This is a genomic window from Kitasatospora sp. NPDC052868 (assembly GCF_044547105.1).
In the GTDB taxonomy this organism is placed as follows: Bacteria; Actinomycetota; Actinomycetes; order Streptomycetales; family Streptomycetaceae; genus Kitasatospora.
The window spans coordinates 350,547-368,519 of record NZ_JBITZW010000003.1; the positions used below are offsets into that span (position 1 = coordinate 350,547).

A 17,973-nucleotide genomic window follows, 5' to 3' on the forward strand; every position below is an offset into this window, starting at 1 on the left:
GACACCTTGGACCTTTTTGATCATGTTGTCCGATTTACTCTGGATCGTATGGCCGAGCACAAGAGGGTTACGAGTCGCCGCCGCAGGCTGCTGCGGACGGCCGCGTGCGCGTTCGCCGCGCTGGTCGTCCTCGGTGCCGGAGCCGCCGGCTACGCGTACTTCAAGCTCAACGGCAACATCAAGAGCGTCGACATCGACGCCCGGCTGGGCACCGCCCGGCCGCCCGCCGCCACCGACGGATCGTTCAACCTGCTGGTGCTCGGCTCGGATTCGCGGGCCGGCGGCAACGGCGCCCTGGCCGGCGGGGACACCGGCGACACCGCCCGCTCGGACACCGCGATGGTGGTGCACGTCAACCAGGACCACTCGCGCGCCGACATCGTCTCGATCCCCCGCGACACCCTGGTCGCCCGGCCCGACTGCACCGACGCGAGCGGCAGGGCGGCGGCCGGCGCCAAGCGGGCCATGTTCAACAGCGCCTACGAGACCGGCGGCGCCGCGTGCGCCGTCAAGACCACCGAGCAGCTGACCGGCCTGCGGATGGACCACTACGTCGAGATCGACTTCGCCGGCTTCGCCCGGGTCGTGGACGCGATAGGCGGGGCCACCGTGACCACCTCGGTGGCCATCCACGACAAGGACAGCGGGCTGGACCTGCCGGCCGGCGAGCACCACCTGGGCGGCGAGCAGGCGCTGGCCTTCGTCCGGACCCGGCACGGGGTCGGCGACGGCAGCGACCTCGGCCGGATCGAGCTCCAGAAGCAGATGGTGAAGTCGCTGCTCCAGCAGGCCGGCGGGATCGGGCTCTTCTCCAACCCGGTCAAGCTCTGGTCGCTCGGCGACACCCTCACCCGCAGCATCACCACCGACTCGGCGCTGGCCTCGGTGAACTCCCTGGTGGGCCTGGCCGAGGAGCTGAAGGGGATCGGCCCGGACCAGCTCACCATGGCCACCCTGCCGGTCGTGACGGCCCCCGGCGACGCCAACCGCGTGATAGAGCAGCAGCCGCAGGCCGGACAGCTGTGGGCGGCCCTGAAGGCCGACCAGCCGCTCCCGCCGGGCGTCCTGGGCGACCAGCCCGTCAATCCCGCCCAGGCGACCCCCACGGCCCCGCCGAAGGCGCCCACGGCCCCCGCGAAGGCGGCCACGCCCCCGGCCAAGGCTCCCAAGGCCCCCACGGGCGCCGCGGGTACCGCCAAGCCGTCGCCGAAGGCCACCGCGGACCGCTGATCCGGGCCCGGAATATCCCGGGGCGCGACCCGGTTTGGGAAGAAGCGGCCGGTCCTGGCAGACTGGTACGTCGGTCCCGGTTCACGTGCGGCATTCCTGCCGCCGACCCGGTGCCCTCCCGAACCTAGGAGATCCCCTTGAAGCCCAACGTCCACCCCGAGTACGTGGTCACCAATGTGACCTGCACCTGCGGCGCCGAGTTCACCACCCGCTCGACCGAGACCAGTGGCGTGATCCGCGCCGAGGTCTGCTCGCAGTGCCACCCGTTCTACACCGGCAAGCAGAAGATCCTCGACACCGGTGGCCGCGTGGCCCGCTTCGAGGCCCGCTTCGGCAAGCAGCACAGCGCGAAGGCCTAGCGCTCCCTCGGCGCCGGTTTCCGGTGCCCCCGTACTTGTTCCGGGGGCGCTGGGGACCGGCGCCGTTCGCGTCCCACGGCGTGTGAACGCCGCGGCGGCCGCGCCCCGGCGCCCTCTGCGCCACCCACTCCACCGGTTCTCACGGGAAGAAGGCCCACTCCATGTTCGAGGCAGTCGAAGAGCTCCTCGTCGAGCACGCCGCCCTCGAAACGAGGCTGGCCGACCCGGCGGTCCATTCGGACCAGGCGAACGCCCGCAAGCTGGCCAAGCGCTACGCCGAGCTGACCCCGATCACCCGGGTGTACCGCGCCTGGCGGCAGGCCGGCGAGGACATCGAGGCCGCTCGTGAACTCGCCGCCGAGGACCCGGACTTCATCGCCGAGGTGAAGGACTCCGAGGCCCGCCGCGAGGTGCTGACCGAGGAGCTGCGCCTGCTGCTCGTGCCGCGGGACCCGAACGACGAGAAGGACGTCATCCTCGAGGTCAAGGCGGGTGAGGGCGGCGAGGAGTCCGCGCTGTTCGCCGGCGACCTGCTGCGGATGTACCTGCGCTTCGCCGAGCGGGTCGGCTGGAAGACCGAGATCATCGACTCCAACGAGTCCGACCTCGGCGGCTACAAGGACGTCGCGGTGGCCGTGAAGACCCGGGGCGGCACCGAGCCCGGCCAGGGCGTCTGGGCCCGGCTGAAGTACGAGGGCGGCGTGCACCGCGTGCAGCGCGTCCCCGCCACCGAGTCCCAGGGCCGCATCCACACCTCCGCGGCGGGCGTGCTGGTCACCCCCGAGGCGGAGGAGGTCGAGGTCGAGATCGTCGCCAACGACCTGCGGATCGACGTGTACCGCTCCTCCGGCCCCGGCGGCCAGTCGGTCAACACCACCGACTCGGCGGTCCGGATCACCCACCTGCCGACCGGTATCGTGGCGTCCTGCCAGAACGAGAAGAGTCAGCTGCAGAACAAGGAGCAGGCGATGCGCATCCTGCGTTCGCGGCTGCTGGCCGCCGCGCAGGAGGAGGCCGAGCGGGAGGCCTCCGACGCGCGCCGCAGCCAGGTCCGCACGGTGGACCGCTCCGAGCGGATCCGGACGTACAACTACCCCGAGAACCGCATCTCGGACCACCGCACGGGCTTCAAGTCGTACAACCTGGACCAGGTCCTGGACGGCGACCTGAACGCGGTGATCCAGTCCTGCGTCGACGCGGACGCGGCGGCCAAGCTCGCCGCGGCCCAACAGAACTGAGACCGGCGAACCGGCCGGAGCGCAGAAACAAGAGGTCGTACGGATGAACCTGCTGCTCGCCGAGGTGGCCCAGGCCACCCAGCGGTTGGCCGCGGCCGGCGTGCCGTCGCCGCGCTTCGACGCGGAGGAGCTCGCCGCCCACGTCCACAACGTGAAGCGCAGCCAGCTGCACACCGTCAAGGACGGCGACTTCGACGCCCGCTACTGGGAGGCCGTCTCCCGGCGCGAGGCGCGCGAACCGCTGCAGCACATCACCGGTCGGGCGTTCTTCCGCTATCTGGAGCTGGAGGTCGGCCCCGGGGTCTTCGTGCCCCGGCCGGAGACCGAGTCGGTCGTCGAGTGGGCGATAGACGCGGTCCGGGACATGGACGTCGCCGAGCCGCTGGTGGTCGACCTCTGCTCCGGCTCCGGCGCCATCGCGCTCGCCCTCGCCCAGGAGCTGCCGCGCTCCACCGTGCACGCCTTCGAGCTGGACGAGGGCGCGCTCCAGTACACCCGGCGCAACATCGAGGCGAGCTCCGACCGGGCCCGGGTCACCCTGCACGCGGGCGACGCCACCCGGGCCTTCGAGGACGACCGCTCCTGGGACGGCCGCTTCGACCTGGTGATCTCCAACCCGCCGTACATCCCGCTCACCGAGTGGGAGTACGTCGCCCCCGAGGCCCGCGACCACGACCCGCAGATGTCGCTGTTCTCCGGCGAGGACGGCCTGGACACCATCCGGGGCATCGAACGGGTCGCGGCCAGGCTGCTGCGCCCCGGCGGGGCCGTGGTGATCGAGCACGCCGACACCCAGGGCGGCCAGGTCCCGTGGATCTTCAACGAGGAGGGCGGCTGGACGGACGCGGCCGACCACCGCGACCTCAACAACCGCCCGCGGTTCACAACAGCCCGAAGGGCGTCGTTGTGACGATCGAGCAGAGCACAACGGCCCGAAGGGCGTCGTTGTGACCACCACACGGACCGCGACGGCCCGAACGGCGTCGTCGTGACCGGCAAGCAGAGCAGCACGGCCGTCCGAACGGCCGCGCTGTGAACGACCAGCGCCGTGGCCCGCACGGCCGCGCTGTCATGAGTCATCTCGGAAGGGGACCGCACCGATGAGCCGCCGCTACGACTGTGCCGACGCCGGGGACCGCGCCACCGGTCTGCGCGAGGCCGCCTCGGCCATCCGCCGCGGCGAACTCGTCGTGCTGCCCACCGACACCCTCTACGGGGTCGGCGCCGACGCCTTCTCACCGGAGGCCGTCGCCGCGCTGCTGGAGGCCAAGGGCCGCGGCCGCAACATGCCCTCGCCCGTCCTGGTCGGCTCGCCGACCACCCTGCACGGCCTGGTCACCGACTTCTCCGAGCAGGCCTGGGAGCTGGTCGACGCCTTCTGGCCCGGCGGTCTCACCCTGGTCGCCAGGCACCAGCCCTCGCTGCGCTGGGACCTCGGCGACACCCGGGGCACCGTCGCCGTCCGGATGCCGCTGCACCCGGTCGCGATCGAGCTGCTGAACACCACCGGCCCGCTCGCCGTCTCCAGCGCCAACCGGACCGGCGGCCCCTCCCCGTCCACCTGCGACGAGGCCCAGCAGCAGCTCGGCGACGCCATCTCCGTCTACCTGGACGGCGGCACGGCCGACCACGCCACCGCCTCCTCCATCGTCGACGTCACGGGCAAGGTCCCGGTCCTGCTGCGGGCCGGCGCGATCAGCGCCGAGCAGCTGAGGGAGGTCGTTCCCGACCTGGAGGCCGGCAGTTGACGGCCGCCTCCCTCCATGCCGGGCCCGGCATATCGCCGTACCTGAGCGTGGGCCCGAGGCCCCTGGACCACTTTCGGATCCTGTTCGTCTGCACCGGGAACATCTGCCGCTCGCCGATCGCCGAGCGGCTCACCCGGCGTGAGCTGGACACCCGGCTGAGCCCCCGGGTGGCCGGGCGCATCCTGGTGGAGAGCGCCGGCACCTGGGGCCACGTGGGCGCGCCGATGGAGGACCACGCCGCGACCGTGCTGGACGAGTACGGCGCGGACAGCGGCGGCTTCGCCGGGCGCGAGCTGCTGGACGAGCACGTGGTCGAGGCCGACCTGGTGCTCACCGCCACCCTGGACCACCGCGCCCAGGTGATCTCGATGGGCCACGAGGCGGGGCTGCGCACCTTCACGCTGAAGGAGTTCACCCGGCTGGTGCGCACGATCGACCCGGGCACCCTGCCCGACCCGCGCCGCGGCGCCGACGTCACCGAGCGGGCCCGCGCGCTGGTCCGGGCCGCCGCCGCGCTGCGCGGCTGGCTGCTGGCGGCCAGCCCGGAGTCGGACGAGGTCCACGACCCGTACGGCGCGCCGATCGGCATGTTCCGCAACTGCGGCGAGGAGATATTCCACGCGGTGGACCCGGTGGTCACCGCGCTCACCGGCGTCCCCGCGCTCCACTGACGGCCCGCACCCTCACCTGCGACGGCGCCGGCACCCCCCGTCCGGCCCCCGGCCGGGTGCACCGCCACCGCGTCGGCAGGCCTTGCACGGCACCCGGTCCTACGCTGGAGGGACCGCCCCCAGCCTTCGGCCGGGAGGTGCCCGCAACCCGACGCCGCCGGGAGCCCCGCCATGACCGTCACCGATGCCGCGACCGGCTCCTCCGCGACGACCGGGCGCCGGTGGGCGTCCGAGGCGCTCTACCGGGCCGATCCGCAGCTGGCCGACCTGCTCGCCGCCGAGTCCGAACGGCGGGCCGAAACGATCCAGCTGCTGGCGGGGGAGAACCTCACCACCCCGGCGGTGCTGGCGGCCCTGGGCGGCCCGCTGATCGACAAGTACGCCGAGGGCTACCCGGGCAGGCGCCACCACACCGGCTGCGCGCTGGCGGACGCCGCCGAGCTGCTGGCGATCGACCGGGCCCGTGAGCTGTTCGCCGCCCCGCACGCCAACGTCCAGCCTCGGTCGGCCACTTCGGCGATGCTGGCGACCTACGCGGCGCTGCTGCGGCCCGGCGACGCGGTGCTGGCGATGTCGCTGGAGCACGGCGGCCACCTCAGCTGCGGCTCGCGGGCCAACTTCTCCGGCCGCTGGTTCGAGTTCGTCGGGTACGGGGTCCGGGAGGACGACGGCCTGATCGACCTCGACCAGGTCCGCGAGCTGGCCCGCCTGCACCGCCCGAAGGCGATCGTGGCCGGGTCCATCTCCCACCCCCGGCACCCGGACTGGGCCGCCTTCCGGGAGATCGCCGACGAGGTGGACGCCTATCTGATCGCCGCCGCCGCGCAGACCACCGGCCTGATCGCGGCGGGTGTGGCCCCCTCCCCGGTGCCCTACGCGGACGTCACGGTGGCCGCCACCCACAAGCTGCTGCGCGGCCCGCGCGGCGGTCTGCTGCTGTCCACCGCCGAGCTGGCCGAGCGGATCGACCGGGCGGTGTTCCCGTTCAGCCAGGGCGGCGCGGCGATGAACGAGGTCGCCGGCAAGGCGGTCGCGCTGGCCGAGGCGGCCACCCCCGGGTACCGCGGGTACGCCCACCGCACGGTGGCGGGGGCGCGGGTGCTGGCGGCAGGGCTCGCGGCGGCCGGAATGCGCCTGTTGACCGGCGGTACCGACACCCATCTGGTGACCGCCGACGTCGGTCCGCTCGGTGTCAGCGGCGCCGAGGCCGAACGCCGGTGCGCCTCGGTCGGACTCCTGCTCGGCAAGTGCGCGCTGCCCTACGACCCGGCGCCGCCCGCGGAGACCTCCGGGATCCGGCTCGGCACCGGCACCGTCACCACGCAGGGCATGGGCGAGGTGGAGATCGCCGAGATCGCCGAGCTGATCGGACGGGTGCTCGGCGGGGGTACGGACGCCCGGACCGGGGCGCGCGTCCGGGAGCTGGCGGCGGCCTTCGCCGGGCGCGGGTGAACACGCGACCGGGATCCCTACCCTCCAGGGCGAACCGCGATGCACATCCGGGGCGTCCGACTCAATAAGGTGTGTGCCGTGGCGACGCACCTCGAATCCCGGACAAGCGCGGGAGTACCTTCGGTACTCACCCGTCGGACAGTGACGCAGGAGGCCAGTGGTGCGTGAGTATCTGCTGGTGCTGTTCTGCACCGCGGCCGTCACCTACCTGCTGACCGGCCCGGTCCGGAAGTTCGCGATCGCGGCCGGCGCGATGCCGCCGGTGCGCGCCCGTGACGTGCACCGCGAGCCCACGCCCCGGCTCGGCGGCATCGCGATGTTCGGGGGCCTGTGCGCGGGCATCCTGGTCGCCTCCCAGCTCGACAACCTCAGCAAGGTGTTCTCCCAGGGCACCGACATCCGGGCGCTGCTCTCCGGTGCCGGGATCATGTGGCTGCTCGGCGTGCTCGACGACAAGTGGGGCGTGGACGCCCTGGTGAAGCTCGGCGGCCAGATGATCGCCGCCGGTGTGATGGTCTGGCAGGGCGTCACGGTGATCACCCTGCCGGTGCCCGGGGTCGGCGCGGTCGCGGTGAGCCCCACCCAGGGCATGGTCATCTCGGTCACCATGGTCGTCGTCATGGTCAACGCGGTGAACTTCATCGACGGCCTGGACGGCCTGGCCGGCGGCATGGTCTGCATCGCCGCGATCGCCTTCTTCCTGTACTCCTACCGGCTCTGGTACGGCTACACGATCACCGACGCGGCCCCCGCCGTGCTGTTCAGCGTGCTGCTGATCGGCATGTGCCTGGGCTTCCTGGCGCACAACGTGCACCCGGCCCGGATCTTCATGGGCGACTCGGGATCGATGATGCTCGGCCTGATGCTGGCGGTGGCCGCGATCTCCATCACCGGCCGCGTCGACCCGGACCTCATCACCAGCGAGACCGGTTCGCAGACCGCCACCGTGCACGCGTTGGTCCCGATCTACATCCCGCTGCTGCTGCCGCTGACCGTCATCGCGCTGCCGCTGGCCGACCTGCTGCTCGCCGTGGTCCGCCGCACCTGGGCCGGCCAGTCGCCGTTCGCCGCCGACAAGCGGCACCTGCACCACCGGCTCCTCCAGGTCGGCCACTCGCACAGCCGGGCCGTCCTGATCATGTACTTCTGGGCCGCGCTGATCGCCTTCGGCACCGTCGCCTTCTCGGTCACCAACACCGGCCGCACGGTGGTGCTGACGCTGGCCGGGCTCTGCCTGGTCGGCCTGGTGGTGCTGCTCACCCCGCGGTTCCGCCCGCGCGCCCCGCGTGCGGTGCAGGCCTTCGTCCCGCCGCGCTACCGCCGCCGCACCCCGGCCAGGGCGGTCGCCCCGGCGCCCGGGAGCGAGTCCGCCGCGACCGCGCCGGCCTCCGAGCCGATGGCCGAGCTGTCCGCCAAGGACAAGGAACTGCTCGGCGGCCTGGGCAAGGGGTCCTCGGCGGTCGGCGGCCGCGCGCGCGGTCCGCACCGCGACTAGGCCCTGTCCGGCCGATCTTGCCGGGCGGGCCCAGGCCGGACGCGGGCGCCCGGTTGGCCTACGCATTAGGCTGATGCGGCGTCAAGATGCTTCACCCGTACGGCGGCACCGTTAGGCCGCCAGTGTGACAGGTGCCACACATTCATGGTAAAGCTCTCATCAAATAGTTTGTGATACCGTTCACGAGTACCGAGAACACGCCGAAAGACCTCACAGGTGGATGACTTCCGTCCCTGGTCGGTCTCCCTCGACGGCCCCGTCGTCAGACGGCCGGCCCGCGGCGGCCTCTCGGTCCGGTGCCACCCACCACGTTCTGTGCCCGTCCCCCCGCCACATCGACATGCCGCCGGAGTTGCCGACATGCCGTCCAACGACGCCCGGATCCTCCGAGGCGCCGCGATCCCCACTGCGGTCGCCGGAGTCATCGCGATGGCGATCTCCCTCGCCGTCGCGGGCACCAAGGGGTTGCTCGGCGCTCTCTTCGGAACGCTGCTGGTGATGGCCTTCTTCAGCTTCGGCCAGGTCGCCCTCGACCGGCTGACCAGGAACAACCCGCACATCATGATGGCCGCGGCGCTCCTGGTCTACACGACGCAGATCCTGCTGGTGGGCATCGTCCTCGCGGTCTTCAAGGACACCGAGCTCTTCAACCGCCAGGCCTTCGCCTTCACCCTGCTCGGCTGCGCGCTGATCTGGACCGGCTTCCAGGTCCGCGGTGCGCTCAAGGCCAAGACCTTCTACGTCGACCCGGACGCCTCCGAAAACAAGGCCGACAAGCCTTCGGACTCGGGGCGTCAACAGTGACGAGCCCGGACTGTCCCCCCAACGAGGGGGGCGGTGTTTATGCCGCACTGACGGGCTGCTATCGTCCGTCGCAACAACGGAACACGGGAAGAGGCCTGGCCTGTCCGAGTCATGGACGGATCGCCCCCCGGATCCGCGAAGTCTTCGATGATCCCTCTGCGGTGCGCCGCACTGCTGCGCGGGGTCGGCGAGATACCCATCAAGTTTCAGTGCCGCTCCGTGGCCGCAGGCCACGCCGACACACCGAGGTTGCCGTAACCATGCGTCACGACGAAGGAGTCCGTGGTGAGTGCTGAACTCACGTCCCTCGCCTCAGGCAGTTGCCACTTCGGGGACGCTGGCTGCGGCTTCCCGGCCCCGGGCCTGAACGAGTTCCAGTTCGAGCCGATCTTCACGATCGGCAGCATCGAGTTCAACAAGCCGATGCTGCTGTCGTTCATCGTCTCCTTCCTGGTGGTCGCCTTCTTCTGGGCCGCCTTCGCCAAGCCGCGAGTGGTGCCCGGCAAGATGCAGCTGGTCGGTGAGATCGGCTACGACTTCGTCAAGCGGTCCATCGTGCTGGAGACGATCGGCAAGAAGGGCGAGAAGTACGTCCCGATGCTCGTCTCGATGTTCTTCTTCATCTGGATGATGAACATCATGTCGATCATCCCCTTCGCCCAGTTCCCGGTGATGGCGGCGATCGCGTTCCCGGCCGGCCTCGCGGCGATCGTCTGGGTCACGTACATGACCCTGACCTTCAAGAAGCACGGCTTCGTCGGCGGTCTGAAGAACCTCTGCTGGCCCTCGGGCATCCCCGGCTGGGTCATGTTCATCCTGGTGCCGATCGAGTTCTTCTCGAACGTTCTCGTGCGCCCCTTCACGCTCGCGGTCCGAGCCTTCGCGAACATGTTCGCGGGCCACCTGCTGATCGTGATGTTCTCCATCGCCTCCTGGTACCTGCTCAGCCCGACCCTGGGCGCGCTCTACGGCTCGGTCTCCTTCGTGGTGACCATCGCGCTGACCGCCTTCGAGCTGCTGGTCCAGTTCCTGCAGGCCTACATCTTCGTGATGCTGGCCAGCAGCTACATCGCCGGTGCCCTCGAAGAGGCGCACTGAGCCAGGGGGCCTTCGGCCCTCCCTGAACCAACCTCCCGGATCGCCCGGTGGCCAATCACCACCGGTTCACCACCCTGCAAAGGACAACTGCAATGAGCTTCCTCGCTGAGGGCACTGTCTACGGTTCCGTCGCTTCCATCGGCTACGGCCTCGCCGCGATCGGCCCCGGCATCGGCGTCGGTCTCATCTTCGGTAACGGTGTCCAGGCCATGGCCCGTCAGCCCGAGGCCGCGGGCCTGATCCGCTCCAACATGTTCATCGGCTTCGCGCTGACCGAGGCGCTGGCCCTCATCGGCATCGTCATGCCGTTCGTCTTCGGCAACAAGTAATCCCGCCGCAGACCCTTTCGAGGAAGGTCCAGATATGAGCATGGGCATTGTGGCTCAGCTTGCGCAGGAGGAGGAGAAGATGAATCCTCTCCTCCCCGCGTGGCCGGAGATCATCATCGGCCTGCTCTGCTTCTTCATCGTCTTCGGCCTGCTCGGCAAGAAGCTCCTCCCCAGCATCGAGAAGGTGCTGTCGGAGCGCCGGGACGCGATCGAGGGCGGCATGGAGCGGGCGGAGACCGCTCAGGCTGAGGCCCAGGCCCTGCTTGAGCAGTACCGGGCCGAGCTCGCCGAGGCGCGGCACGAGGCTGCTCGGATCGTCGAGCAGGCGCGCGAGCAGGGTGCTGCCCAGCTCGGCGAGATGCGCGAGGAGGGCCAGCGTCAGCGCGAGGCCATCGTCGCCGCCGGTCACGCCCAGATCGAGGCCGACAAGAAGCAGGCGACTGCCGCCCTGCGCCAGGACGTGGGTTCGCTCGCTTCGCAGCTGGCCTCCCGCATCGTGGGTGAGTCCCTTGAGGACCACACCCGGCAGAGCGGCGTGATTGACCGCTTCCTGGACGAGCTGGAGGCCAAGGCCGCCGTTGCTCAGGGTGCGGCCAAGTGATCGGCGCAAGCCGCGAGGCCCTCGCCGCCGGGCGGCAGAACCTCGAAAGCCTGACCGACTCCACCTCGGTGGACGCGGTCAAGCTCGCCGAGGAGCTCACCGCCGTCACGGTCCTCCTGGACCGTGAGGTGTCGCTGCGCCGCGTCCTGACCGACCCGTCCCGGTCGGGCCAGGACAAGGCCCAGCTGGTCTCCTCGCTGCTGGCCGGCCAGGTCTCCGGCGAGACGGTGGACCTGGCCTCCGGCCTGGTCCGCTCCCGCTGGTCGGGCTCGCGCGACCTGGTGGACGCCACCGAGGAGCTGGCCGCGTACGCCGAGGTCATCGCCGCCGAGAAGGCCGGTGTCCTGGACGACGTCGAGGACGAGCTCTTCCGGTTCGGCCGGGTGGTGAGCGGCTCGCACGAGCTGCGCTCCGCGCTGACCGAGCCCAAGGCCGGCACCGCCTCCAAGGCGGAGCTGATCAAGAAGCTGCTCGGCGGCCGCGCCAACGCGGGCACCGTCCGGCTGGTCACGGCCCTGGTCACCCACCCGCGTGGCCGTAGCCTTGAGCAGGGCCTGGAGTCCTACTCGCGGCTCGCCGCGGCGCGGCGCGGTCGCGTGGTGGCCCTGGTCACCACCGCGGTGCCGCTTTCGGACGGCCAGAAGGAGCGCCTGTCGGGCTCGCTGGCCCGGCTCTACGGCCGCCAGGTGCACCTGAACATCGACGTCGACCCCCAGGTCGTCGGCGGTGTCCGGGTCGAGATCGGTGACGAGATCATCGACGGCACCGTGTCGAGCCGCCTCGAAGGCGCTCGCCAGTCGCTCGAAGGCTGAGCACCCCGAAGCACATCCGACCCTCGGTCGGGAACCGGCTCCACCGGAGCCGGCAAATCGTACGGCCGGTTCGAGAGACCCGGCCGAGAGTCGAATACTTGCGGCCCTCAATGGCGGGCCGAGGATCGCAAACTAGGAGAGCAGGGAAGCCTGATGGCGGAGCTTACGATCCGTCCGGAGGAGATCCGGGACGCGCTGGCCGACTTTGTCCAGTCGTACCAGCCGGACGCCGCCTCGCGTGAAGAGGTCGGCACGGTTACTGACGCGGCGGACGGTATCGCGCATGTCGAGGGCCTGCCCTCGGTCATGGCGAACGAGCTGCTGAAGTTCGAGGACGGCACGCTCGGCCTCGCGCTGAACCTCGACACCCGTGAGATCGGTGTCGTCATCCTCGGCGAGTTCGGCGGCATCGAGGAGGGCCAGACGGTGCGCCGCACCGGCGAGGTCCTCTCCGTGCCGGTCGGCGACGGCTACCTCGGCCGCGTCGTGGACCCGCTGGGCAGCCCGATCGACGGTCTGGGCGACATCGCCGCGACCGGTCGTCGTGCCCTGGAGCTGCAGGCTCCGGGCGTCATGGCCCGCAAGTCGGTCAAGGAGCCGCTGCAGACCGGCATCAAGGCCATCGACGCGATGACCCCGATCGGCCGCGGCCAGCGCCAGCTGATCATCGGCGACCGCCAGACCGGCAAGACCGCGGTGGCCGTCGACACGATCATCAACCAGCGTGACAACTGGCGCTCGGGCGACCCGAAGAAGCAGGTCCGCTGCATCTACGTCGCCGTGGGCCAGAAGGGCTCCACCATCGCGTCCGTTCGCGGCGCCCTGGAGGAGGCCGGCGCGCTGGAGTACACCACGATCGTGGCTGCTCCCGCCTCCGACCCGGCCGGCTTCAAGTACCTCGCCCCGTACACCGGCTCGGCCATCGGCCAGGAGTGGATGTACGACGGCAAGCACGTCCTCATCATCTTCGACGACCTGTCGAAGCAGGCCGAGGCGTACCGCTCCGTCTCCCTGCTGCTGCGCCGCCCGCCGGGCCGCGAGGCCTACCCGGGTGACGTCTTCTACCTGCACTCCCGCCTGCTGGAGCGCTGCGCCAAGCTGAACGACGCGCTCGGCGGCGGCTCGATGACCGGTCTGCCGATCATCGAGACCAAGGCGAACGACGTCTCGGCGTACATCCCGACCAACGTCATCTCCATCACCGACGGCCAGTGCTTCCTGGAGTCCGACCTGTTCAACGCCGGCATCCGCCCGGCCGTGAACGTCGGTATCTCGGTCTCCCGCGTCGGTGGCTCCGCCCAGATCAAGGCCATGCGCTCGGTCGCCGGCCGTCTGCGCCTGGACCTCGCCCAGTACCGTGAGCTGGAGGCCTTCGCCGCCTTCGGTTCCGACCTGGACGCGGCCTCCAAGGCCCAGCTGGAGCGCGGTGCGCGCATGGTCGAGCTGCTGAAGCAGGGCCAGTACCAGCCGTTCCCGGTCGAGGAGCAGGTCGTCTCCATCTGGGCCGGCACCACCGGCAAGCTGGACGACGTCCCGGTGGCGGACATCCGCCGCTTCGAGCGCGAGTTCCTGGACCACGTGCGTCTGCAGCACAAGGACCTGCTCGCCGGCATCGTCGAGACCGGTCTGCTGGCCGAGGGCACCACCGACGCGCTGACCACCGCGATCGACGCCTTCAAGCAGGGCTTCACCACCGCCGACGGCAAGCTGCTCGGCGAGCAGGCCTGAGTCCGGTAGCGAGGGAAAGGACGTAACGACCCATGGGAGCACAGCTTCGGGTCTACAAGCGCCGGATCCGCTCTGTCACCGCGACGAAGAAGATCACCAAGGCGATGGAGATGATCTCCGCGTCGCGCATCGTCAAGGCGCAGCGCGCGGTGGCCGCCTCCACTCCGTACGCCGATGAGCTCACCCGGGCGGTGACGGCGGTGGCCACCCGGTCCAACGCCAAGCACCCGCTCACCACCGAGAACCCGAACGCCTCGCGTGCCGCCGTCCTGCTGGTGACGGCGGACCGCGGCCTGGCGGGCGGTTACTCGACCAACGCCATCAAGCAGGCGGTCGTCCTCAGCGCGAAGCTTCGCGCCGAGGGCAAGGACGTGGTGACGTACATCGTCGGCCGCAAGGGTGTCTCGTACTACAACTTCCGTGACCTCTCGGTCACGGGGTCGTGGACGGGCTTCTCCGACAAGCCGACGTACGGTGACGCGAAGATCGTGGCGGCCGACCTGATCGAGGCCTTCACGGCCGAGACCGGCGGCGTGGACGAGCTGCACCTCGTCTCCACCAAGTTTGAGTCCATGCTGACCCAGACCGCGGTGGACGCCCGCCTGCTGCCGCTGAAGCTCGACGAGGTCGAGCTCAGCGACCAGTCGAAGGCGAAGCACGAGATCTTCCCGTTGTACGACTTCGAGCCGTCGGCGGAGGGCGTCCTCGACGCACTGCTGCCGCGGTACGTCGAGAGCCGGATCTACAACGCGCTGCTGCAGTCGGCCGCCTCCGAGCACGCCGCACGCCGGCGCGCGATGAAGAGCGCGACGGACAACGCCGGAGAGCTCATCAAGTCGCTCACGCGGCTTGCCAACTCGGCCCGTCAGGCCGAGATCACCCAGGAAATCAGCGAGATCGTCGGCGGTGCCAACGCCCTCGCCGACGCTAGCCGCGGGAGCGAATGAGAATGACCACCACTGTTGAGCCGACCACGGCGACGGGCCGCGTCGCGCGGGTCATCGGCCCGGTCGTCGACGTGGAGTTCCCCGTCGACGCGATTCCGGAGATGTACAACGCCCTTCACGTCGAGGTCGAGAACCCCGACGGCTCGGGCAAGAAGACCCTGACCCTCGAGGTCGCCCAGCACCTCGGCGACGGCATGGTCCGCGGCATCTCGATGCAGCCGACCGACGGCCTGGTCCGCGGCACGCAGGTCAGCGACACCGGCTCCGCCATCTCGGTGCCGGTCGGCCAGATCACCAAGGGCAAGGTCTTCAACGCCCTCGGTGAGGTGCTGAACGTCGACAAGGGCGAGTTCGAGTCCCAGGTCGAGGTCCGCTGGCCGATCCACCGCAAGGCCCCGGACTTCAAGGACCTCGAGTCCAAGACCGAGATGTTCGAGACCGGCATCAAGGTCATCGACCTTCTCACCCCGTACGTCACGGGTGGCAAGATCGGTCTGTTCGGTGGTGCCGGTGTCGGCAAGACCGTTCTGATCCAGGAGATGATCTACCGCGTCGCCGAGAACTTCGGTGGTGTGTCGGTGTTCGCCGGCGTCGGCGAGCGCACCCGTGAGGGCAACGACCTCATCGACGAGATGGTCGACTCGGGCGTTCTGGACAAGACCGCGCTGGTCTTCGGCCAGATGGACGAGCCGCCGGGCACCCGTCTGCGCGTCGCGCTCTCCGCGCTGACCATGGCGGAGTACTTCCGTGACGTCGAGAAGCAGGACGTGCTCCTCTTCATCGACAACATCTTCCGGTTCACCCAGGCCGGTTCCGAGGTGTCGACCCTGCTCGGCCGTATGCCCTCCGCGGTGGGCTACCAGCCGAACCTGGCCGACGAGATGGGCCTCCTCCAGGAGCGCATCACCTCGACCCGCGGTCACTCGATCACCTCGATGCAGGCGATCTACGTCCCCGCGGACGACCTGACCGACCCGGCCCCGGCCACCACCTTCGCCCACCTGGACGCGACGACCGTTCTGTCGCGCCCGATCTCGGAGAAGGGCATCTACCCGGCCGTCGACCCGCTGGACTCGACGTCCCGCATCCTGGACCCGCGCTACATCGCGATGGACCACTACGACACGGCCATCCGTATCAAGGGGATCCTGCAGAAGTACAAGGACCTCCAGGACATCATCGCGATCCTCGGTATCGACGAGCTGAGCGAGGAGGACAAGATCACTGTCCACCGCGCCCGCCGTATCGAGCGCTTCCTCTCGCAGAACACCTACGTGGCGAAGCAGTTCACCGGTGTCGAGGGCTCGACCGTGCCGCTGTCGGAGACCATCGAGGCCTTCAACTCGATCGCCGACGGCAAGTACGACTCCATCCCGGAGCAGGCCTTCTTCATGTGCGGTGGCATCGAGGACCTGGAGCGCAACGCCGCCGAGCTGGCGAAGAAGTAATCGCGGCCGGTAGCAGCTGAGTGACCGTGAGGGGTGGGCCCCAGCCCTGGGACCCACCCCTCGCGTCGCATCGGCTGTGATTCAGGTCAAATCCGTGCCGCCGGTTTCATGCCGGAGGCGCGGGCCCGTTATTCTTACCGAAACTCCCGAGTAATCGGGCGTTGCATGAGCCTAGGAGCCCACGTTGGCTGAGCTGCACGTCGAGCTGGTCGCAGCCGACCGCAAGGTGTGGTCCGGTGCGGCCACCATCGTTGTCGCACGTACGGCCTCCGGTGACACCGGCATCATGCCGGGACACACCCCGGTGCTGAGCGTGCTGGAGACCGGTCCGGTCACCATCCGCACGGTGGGCGGCGGCACCGTTATCGCCGCCGTGCACGGAGGCTTCATCTCCTTCGCCGACAACAAGGTGTCTCTGCTCGCGGAGATCGCCGAGCTGGCGGACGAGATCGATGTCGCCCGTGCCGAGCGCGCGCTGGACAAGGCCAAGTCCGACCTGGACGAGCACGCCGAGCGGCGCGCCGAGGTGCGCCTGTTCGCGGCGCGCGGCCTCAAGGCCCACGCCTGAGCAAGCTTGACCCCGCAGTGGCGGGGTCGACCGACGGTCCCGGGGACGCGTGAGCGTGACCCCGGGACTGTCGTATCAGTTGGTAGGTCAACGCGGTCGCTTGATACGACCGATACGGGGAACGCGGGCAGCGAGGAGGTAGGTGAGCATGGTCCTCGCCCTTGTGGTGTGTGCGGCGGTCGTGGCACTGGGCGTGATCGGCCTGGTGGCCTTCGCGGTACGCCGCCGTGTCATCCAGCGGGTCGGCGGAACGTTCGACTGCAGCTACCGACTCAAAATGCCCGCCGACGCGTCGACGCAGCCCGACCTCGACGAGAACGGCAAACCCACCTCGGCCCCGGTCCCGCAGACCGATGGCAAGGGGTGGGTTTTTGGTATCGGCCGGTACAGCGGTGACTCCATCGAGTGGTTCCGGGTCTTCTCCTACGCCCCGCGCCCGCGCAAGGTGCTGCCCCGCCGGGAGATCGAGGTCCTCGGCCGGCGCTACCCCGAGGGCCAGGAGGAGCTCGCGCTGCTCTCCGGCTCGGTCGTGCTGCGCTGCCTGCACAACGGCGCCCCGCTGGAGCTCGCGATGAGCGACGACGCGCTGACCGGCTTCCTCGCCTGGCTGGAGGCCGCCCCGCCCGGGCAGAGGGTCAACGTCGCGTAGCGGCGGACCCTCGGGGTGGGGGTACCCCCGGCCGGAGGCTGGGGGAGGTCAACGTCGCGTAGCGGCACCCCCTCGGGGTGGGGGTACCCCCGGCCGGAGGCTGGGGGAGGTCAACGTCGCGTAGCGGCGGACCCTCGGGGTGGGGAGGTGCGAACACCGGTAGCGGAGGACCCCGGCCGGGGGTTAACGCGGCCTAACCCGGCTCGCTAGTCTTGGCGGCATGGTCAATCTGACGCGCATCTACACCCGTACCGGCGACGACGGCACCACCGCGCTCGGTGACATGAGCCGTACGACCAAGACCGACCCGCGGCTGGCCGCGTACGCCGACACCAACGAGGCCAACGCCGCGATCGGTGTGGCGATCGCGGCCGGCGGGCTCTCCGAGGACGTCTCCGCGGTGCTCACCCGGGTGCAGAACGACCTCTTCGACGTCGGTGCGGACCTGGCCACCCCGGTGGTGGAGGACCCGAAGTACCCGCCGCTGCGGGTGCTGGAGTCCTACATCGACAAGCTGGAGGAGGACTGCGACCGCTACCTGGAGCCGCTGGAGAAGCTGCGCAGCTTCATCCTCCCCGGCGGCACCGCGGGCGCCGCGTACCTGCACCTGGCCTGCACGGTGGTGCGGCGGGCCGAGCGGTCCACCTGGGCGGCCATCGACGAGCACGGGGACACCGTCAACCCGCTGACCGCCAAGTACCTCAACCGGCTGTCCGACCTGCTGTTCATCCTGGCCCGTACGGCCAACATGGAGCAGGGCGACGTGCTCTGGGTGCCGGGCGAGAACCGCTAGGCC

General features: G+C 70.2%; 19 protein-coding genes. All 19 read left to right on the plus strand.

Going from position 1 to position 17,973, the window contains the following annotated elements; translation table 11 throughout:
- The first annotated feature begins 48 nt into the window (after positions 1–48).
- Positions 49–1,230: an LCP family protein gene (locus ACIGZJ_RS07975; protein WP_396456452.1), complete on the plus strand. Its 1,182-nt coding sequence runs from the start codon at positions 49–51 to the stop codon at positions 1,228–1,230.
- 137 nt (positions 1,231–1,367) lie between these two features.
- Positions 1,368–1,589, plus strand: a complete 222-nt coding sequence (rpmE, locus tag ACIGZJ_RS07980) for a 50S ribosomal protein L31 (RefSeq protein WP_327680707.1) — start codon at positions 1,368–1,370, stop codon at positions 1,587–1,589.
- A gap of 161 nt (positions 1,590–1,750) precedes the next feature.
- A complete protein-coding gene (gene prfA, locus ACIGZJ_RS07985; RefSeq protein ID WP_396456453.1) occupies positions 1,751–2,827 on the plus strand; it encodes a peptide chain release factor 1 in 1,077 nt (358 codons plus the stop codon).
- A gap of 43 nt (positions 2,828–2,870) precedes the next feature.
- Positions 2,871–3,737 carry a peptide chain release factor N(5)-glutamine methyltransferase gene (gene prmC / locus ACIGZJ_RS07990; RefSeq protein ID WP_392929264.1) on the plus strand — a complete coding sequence of 289 codons (867 nt, stop codon included), beginning with the start codon at positions 2,871–2,873 and terminating at the stop codon, positions 3,735–3,737.
- A gap of 190 nt (positions 3,738–3,927) precedes the next feature.
- Complete coding sequence (locus ACIGZJ_RS07995) at positions 3,928–4,575, plus strand: L-threonylcarbamoyladenylate synthase (protein WP_396456454.1); 648 nt, start codon at positions 3,928–3,930, stop codon at positions 4,573–4,575.
- A 47-nt stretch (positions 4,576–4,622) separates the two neighbouring features.
- A complete protein-coding gene (locus tag ACIGZJ_RS08000; RefSeq protein WP_396456455.1) occupies positions 4,623–5,246 on the plus strand; it encodes a protein-tyrosine-phosphatase in 624 nt (207 codons plus the stop codon).
- A 171-nt stretch (positions 5,247–5,417) separates the two neighbouring features.
- Entirely contained in the window at positions 5,418–6,698 is a 1,281-nt protein-coding gene (gene glyA, locus ACIGZJ_RS08005) for a serine hydroxymethyltransferase (RefSeq protein WP_396456456.1), read from the plus strand.
- Between the two features lie 160 nt (positions 6,699–6,858).
- Positions 6,859–8,193 (plus strand): MraY family glycosyltransferase, encoded by a 1,335-nt coding sequence (locus tag ACIGZJ_RS08010; RefSeq protein WP_396456457.1) that lies wholly within the window; start codon positions 6,859–6,861, stop codon positions 8,191–8,193.
- A gap of 360 nt (positions 8,194–8,553) precedes the next feature.
- Positions 8,554–8,997, plus strand: coding sequence for a hypothetical protein (locus ACIGZJ_RS08015; protein WP_396456458.1), 444 nt, complete (start codon positions 8,554–8,556; stop codon positions 8,995–8,997).
- 285 nt (positions 8,998–9,282) lie between these two features.
- A complete protein-coding gene (gene atpB / locus ACIGZJ_RS08020) occupies positions 9,283–10,095 on the plus strand; it encodes a F0F1 ATP synthase subunit A (RefSeq protein WP_392929274.1) in 813 nt (270 codons plus the stop codon).
- 92 nt (positions 10,096–10,187) lie between these two features.
- A complete protein-coding gene (gene atpE / locus ACIGZJ_RS08025; RefSeq protein ID WP_148642913.1) occupies positions 10,188–10,424 on the plus strand; it encodes an ATP synthase F0 subunit C in 237 nt (78 codons plus the stop codon).
- A gap of 40 nt (positions 10,425–10,464) precedes the next feature.
- Positions 10,465–11,025: a F0F1 ATP synthase subunit B gene (locus ACIGZJ_RS08030; RefSeq protein WP_387945394.1), complete on the plus strand. Its 561-nt coding sequence runs from the start codon at positions 10,465–10,467 to the stop codon at positions 11,023–11,025.
- Entirely contained in the window at positions 11,022–11,837 is an 816-nt protein-coding gene (locus ACIGZJ_RS08035) for a F0F1 ATP synthase subunit delta (protein ID WP_392929276.1), read from the plus strand. Before ACIGZJ_RS08030 ends, ACIGZJ_RS08035 begins: the two co-directional genes overlap by 4 nt.
- Positions 11,838–11,990: 153 nt before the next feature.
- Positions 11,991–13,565 (plus strand): F0F1 ATP synthase subunit alpha, encoded by a 1,575-nt coding sequence (gene atpA, locus ACIGZJ_RS08040; RefSeq protein ID WP_392929278.1) that lies wholly within the window; start codon positions 11,991–11,993, stop codon positions 13,563–13,565.
- A gap of 32 nt (positions 13,566–13,597) precedes the next feature.
- The gene (locus ACIGZJ_RS08045) at positions 13,598–14,512 is read left to right on the plus strand and encodes a F0F1 ATP synthase subunit gamma (RefSeq protein ID WP_396456459.1); all 915 of its coding nucleotides are present in this window, start codon (positions 13,598–13,600) and stop codon (positions 14,510–14,512) included.
- A 2-nt stretch (positions 14,513–14,514) separates the two neighbouring features.
- Positions 14,515–15,960 carry a F0F1 ATP synthase subunit beta gene (gene atpD, locus ACIGZJ_RS08050; protein WP_392929282.1) on the plus strand — a complete coding sequence of 482 codons (1,446 nt, stop codon included), beginning with the start codon at positions 14,515–14,517 and terminating at the stop codon, positions 15,958–15,960.
- A 184-nt stretch (positions 15,961–16,144) separates the two neighbouring features.
- A complete protein-coding gene (locus ACIGZJ_RS08055; protein WP_392929284.1) occupies positions 16,145–16,528 on the plus strand; it encodes a F0F1 ATP synthase subunit epsilon in 384 nt (127 codons plus the stop codon).
- A 148-nt stretch (positions 16,529–16,676) separates the two neighbouring features.
- Complete coding sequence (locus ACIGZJ_RS08060) at positions 16,677–17,177, plus strand: DUF2550 domain-containing protein (RefSeq protein WP_030302766.1); 501 nt, start codon at positions 16,677–16,679, stop codon at positions 17,175–17,177.
- A 220-nt stretch (positions 17,178–17,397) separates the two neighbouring features.
- On the plus strand, positions 17,398–17,970 hold the full coding sequence (locus tag ACIGZJ_RS08065; RefSeq protein ID WP_396456460.1) for a cob(I)yrinic acid a,c-diamide adenosyltransferase: 573 nt from the start codon (positions 17,398–17,400) through the stop codon (positions 17,968–17,970).
- Positions 17,971–17,973 lie beyond the last annotated feature (3 nt).

What these genes read in the sequence shown, in the direction of transcription:
- ACIGZJ_RS07975 (WP_396456452.1), top strand. Translation starts at nt 49, where the DNA reads ATGGCCGAGCACAAGAGGGTTACGAGTCGCCGCCGCAGGCTGCTGCGG.
- prfA (WP_396456453.1), top strand. Translation starts at nt 1,751, where the DNA reads ATGTTCGAGGCAGTCGAAGAGCTCCTCGTCGAGCACGCCGCCCTCGAA.
- prmC (WP_392929264.1), top strand. Translation starts at nt 2,871, where the DNA reads ATGAACCTGCTGCTCGCCGAGGTGGCCCAGGCCACCCAGCGGTTGGCC.
- ACIGZJ_RS07995 (WP_396456454.1), top strand. Translation starts at nt 3,928, where the DNA reads ATGAGCCGCCGCTACGACTGTGCCGACGCCGGGGACCGCGCCACCGGT.
- glyA (WP_396456456.1), top strand. Translation starts at nt 5,418, where the DNA reads ATGACCGTCACCGATGCCGCGACCGGCTCCTCCGCGACGACCGGGCGC.
- ACIGZJ_RS08015 (WP_396456458.1), top strand. Translation starts at nt 8,554, where the DNA reads ATGCCGTCCAACGACGCCCGGATCCTCCGAGGCGCCGCGATCCCCACT.
- atpE (WP_148642913.1), top strand. Translation starts at nt 10,188, where the DNA reads ATGAGCTTCCTCGCTGAGGGCACTGTCTACGGTTCCGTCGCTTCCATC.
- ACIGZJ_RS08030 (WP_387945394.1), top strand. Translation starts at nt 10,465, where the DNA reads ATGGGCATTGTGGCTCAGCTTGCGCAGGAGGAGGAGAAGATGAATCCT.
- atpA (WP_392929278.1), top strand. Translation starts at nt 11,991, where the DNA reads ATGGCGGAGCTTACGATCCGTCCGGAGGAGATCCGGGACGCGCTGGCC.
- ACIGZJ_RS08045 (WP_396456459.1), top strand. Translation starts at nt 13,598, where the DNA reads ATGGGAGCACAGCTTCGGGTCTACAAGCGCCGGATCCGCTCTGTCACC.
- atpD (WP_392929282.1), top strand. Translation starts at nt 14,515, where the DNA reads ATGACCACCACTGTTGAGCCGACCACGGCGACGGGCCGCGTCGCGCGG.
- ACIGZJ_RS08060 (WP_030302766.1), top strand. Translation starts at nt 16,677, where the DNA reads ATGGTCCTCGCCCTTGTGGTGTGTGCGGCGGTCGTGGCACTGGGCGTG.
- ACIGZJ_RS08065 (WP_396456460.1), top strand. Translation starts at nt 17,398, where the DNA reads ATGGTCAATCTGACGCGCATCTACACCCGTACCGGCGACGACGGCACC.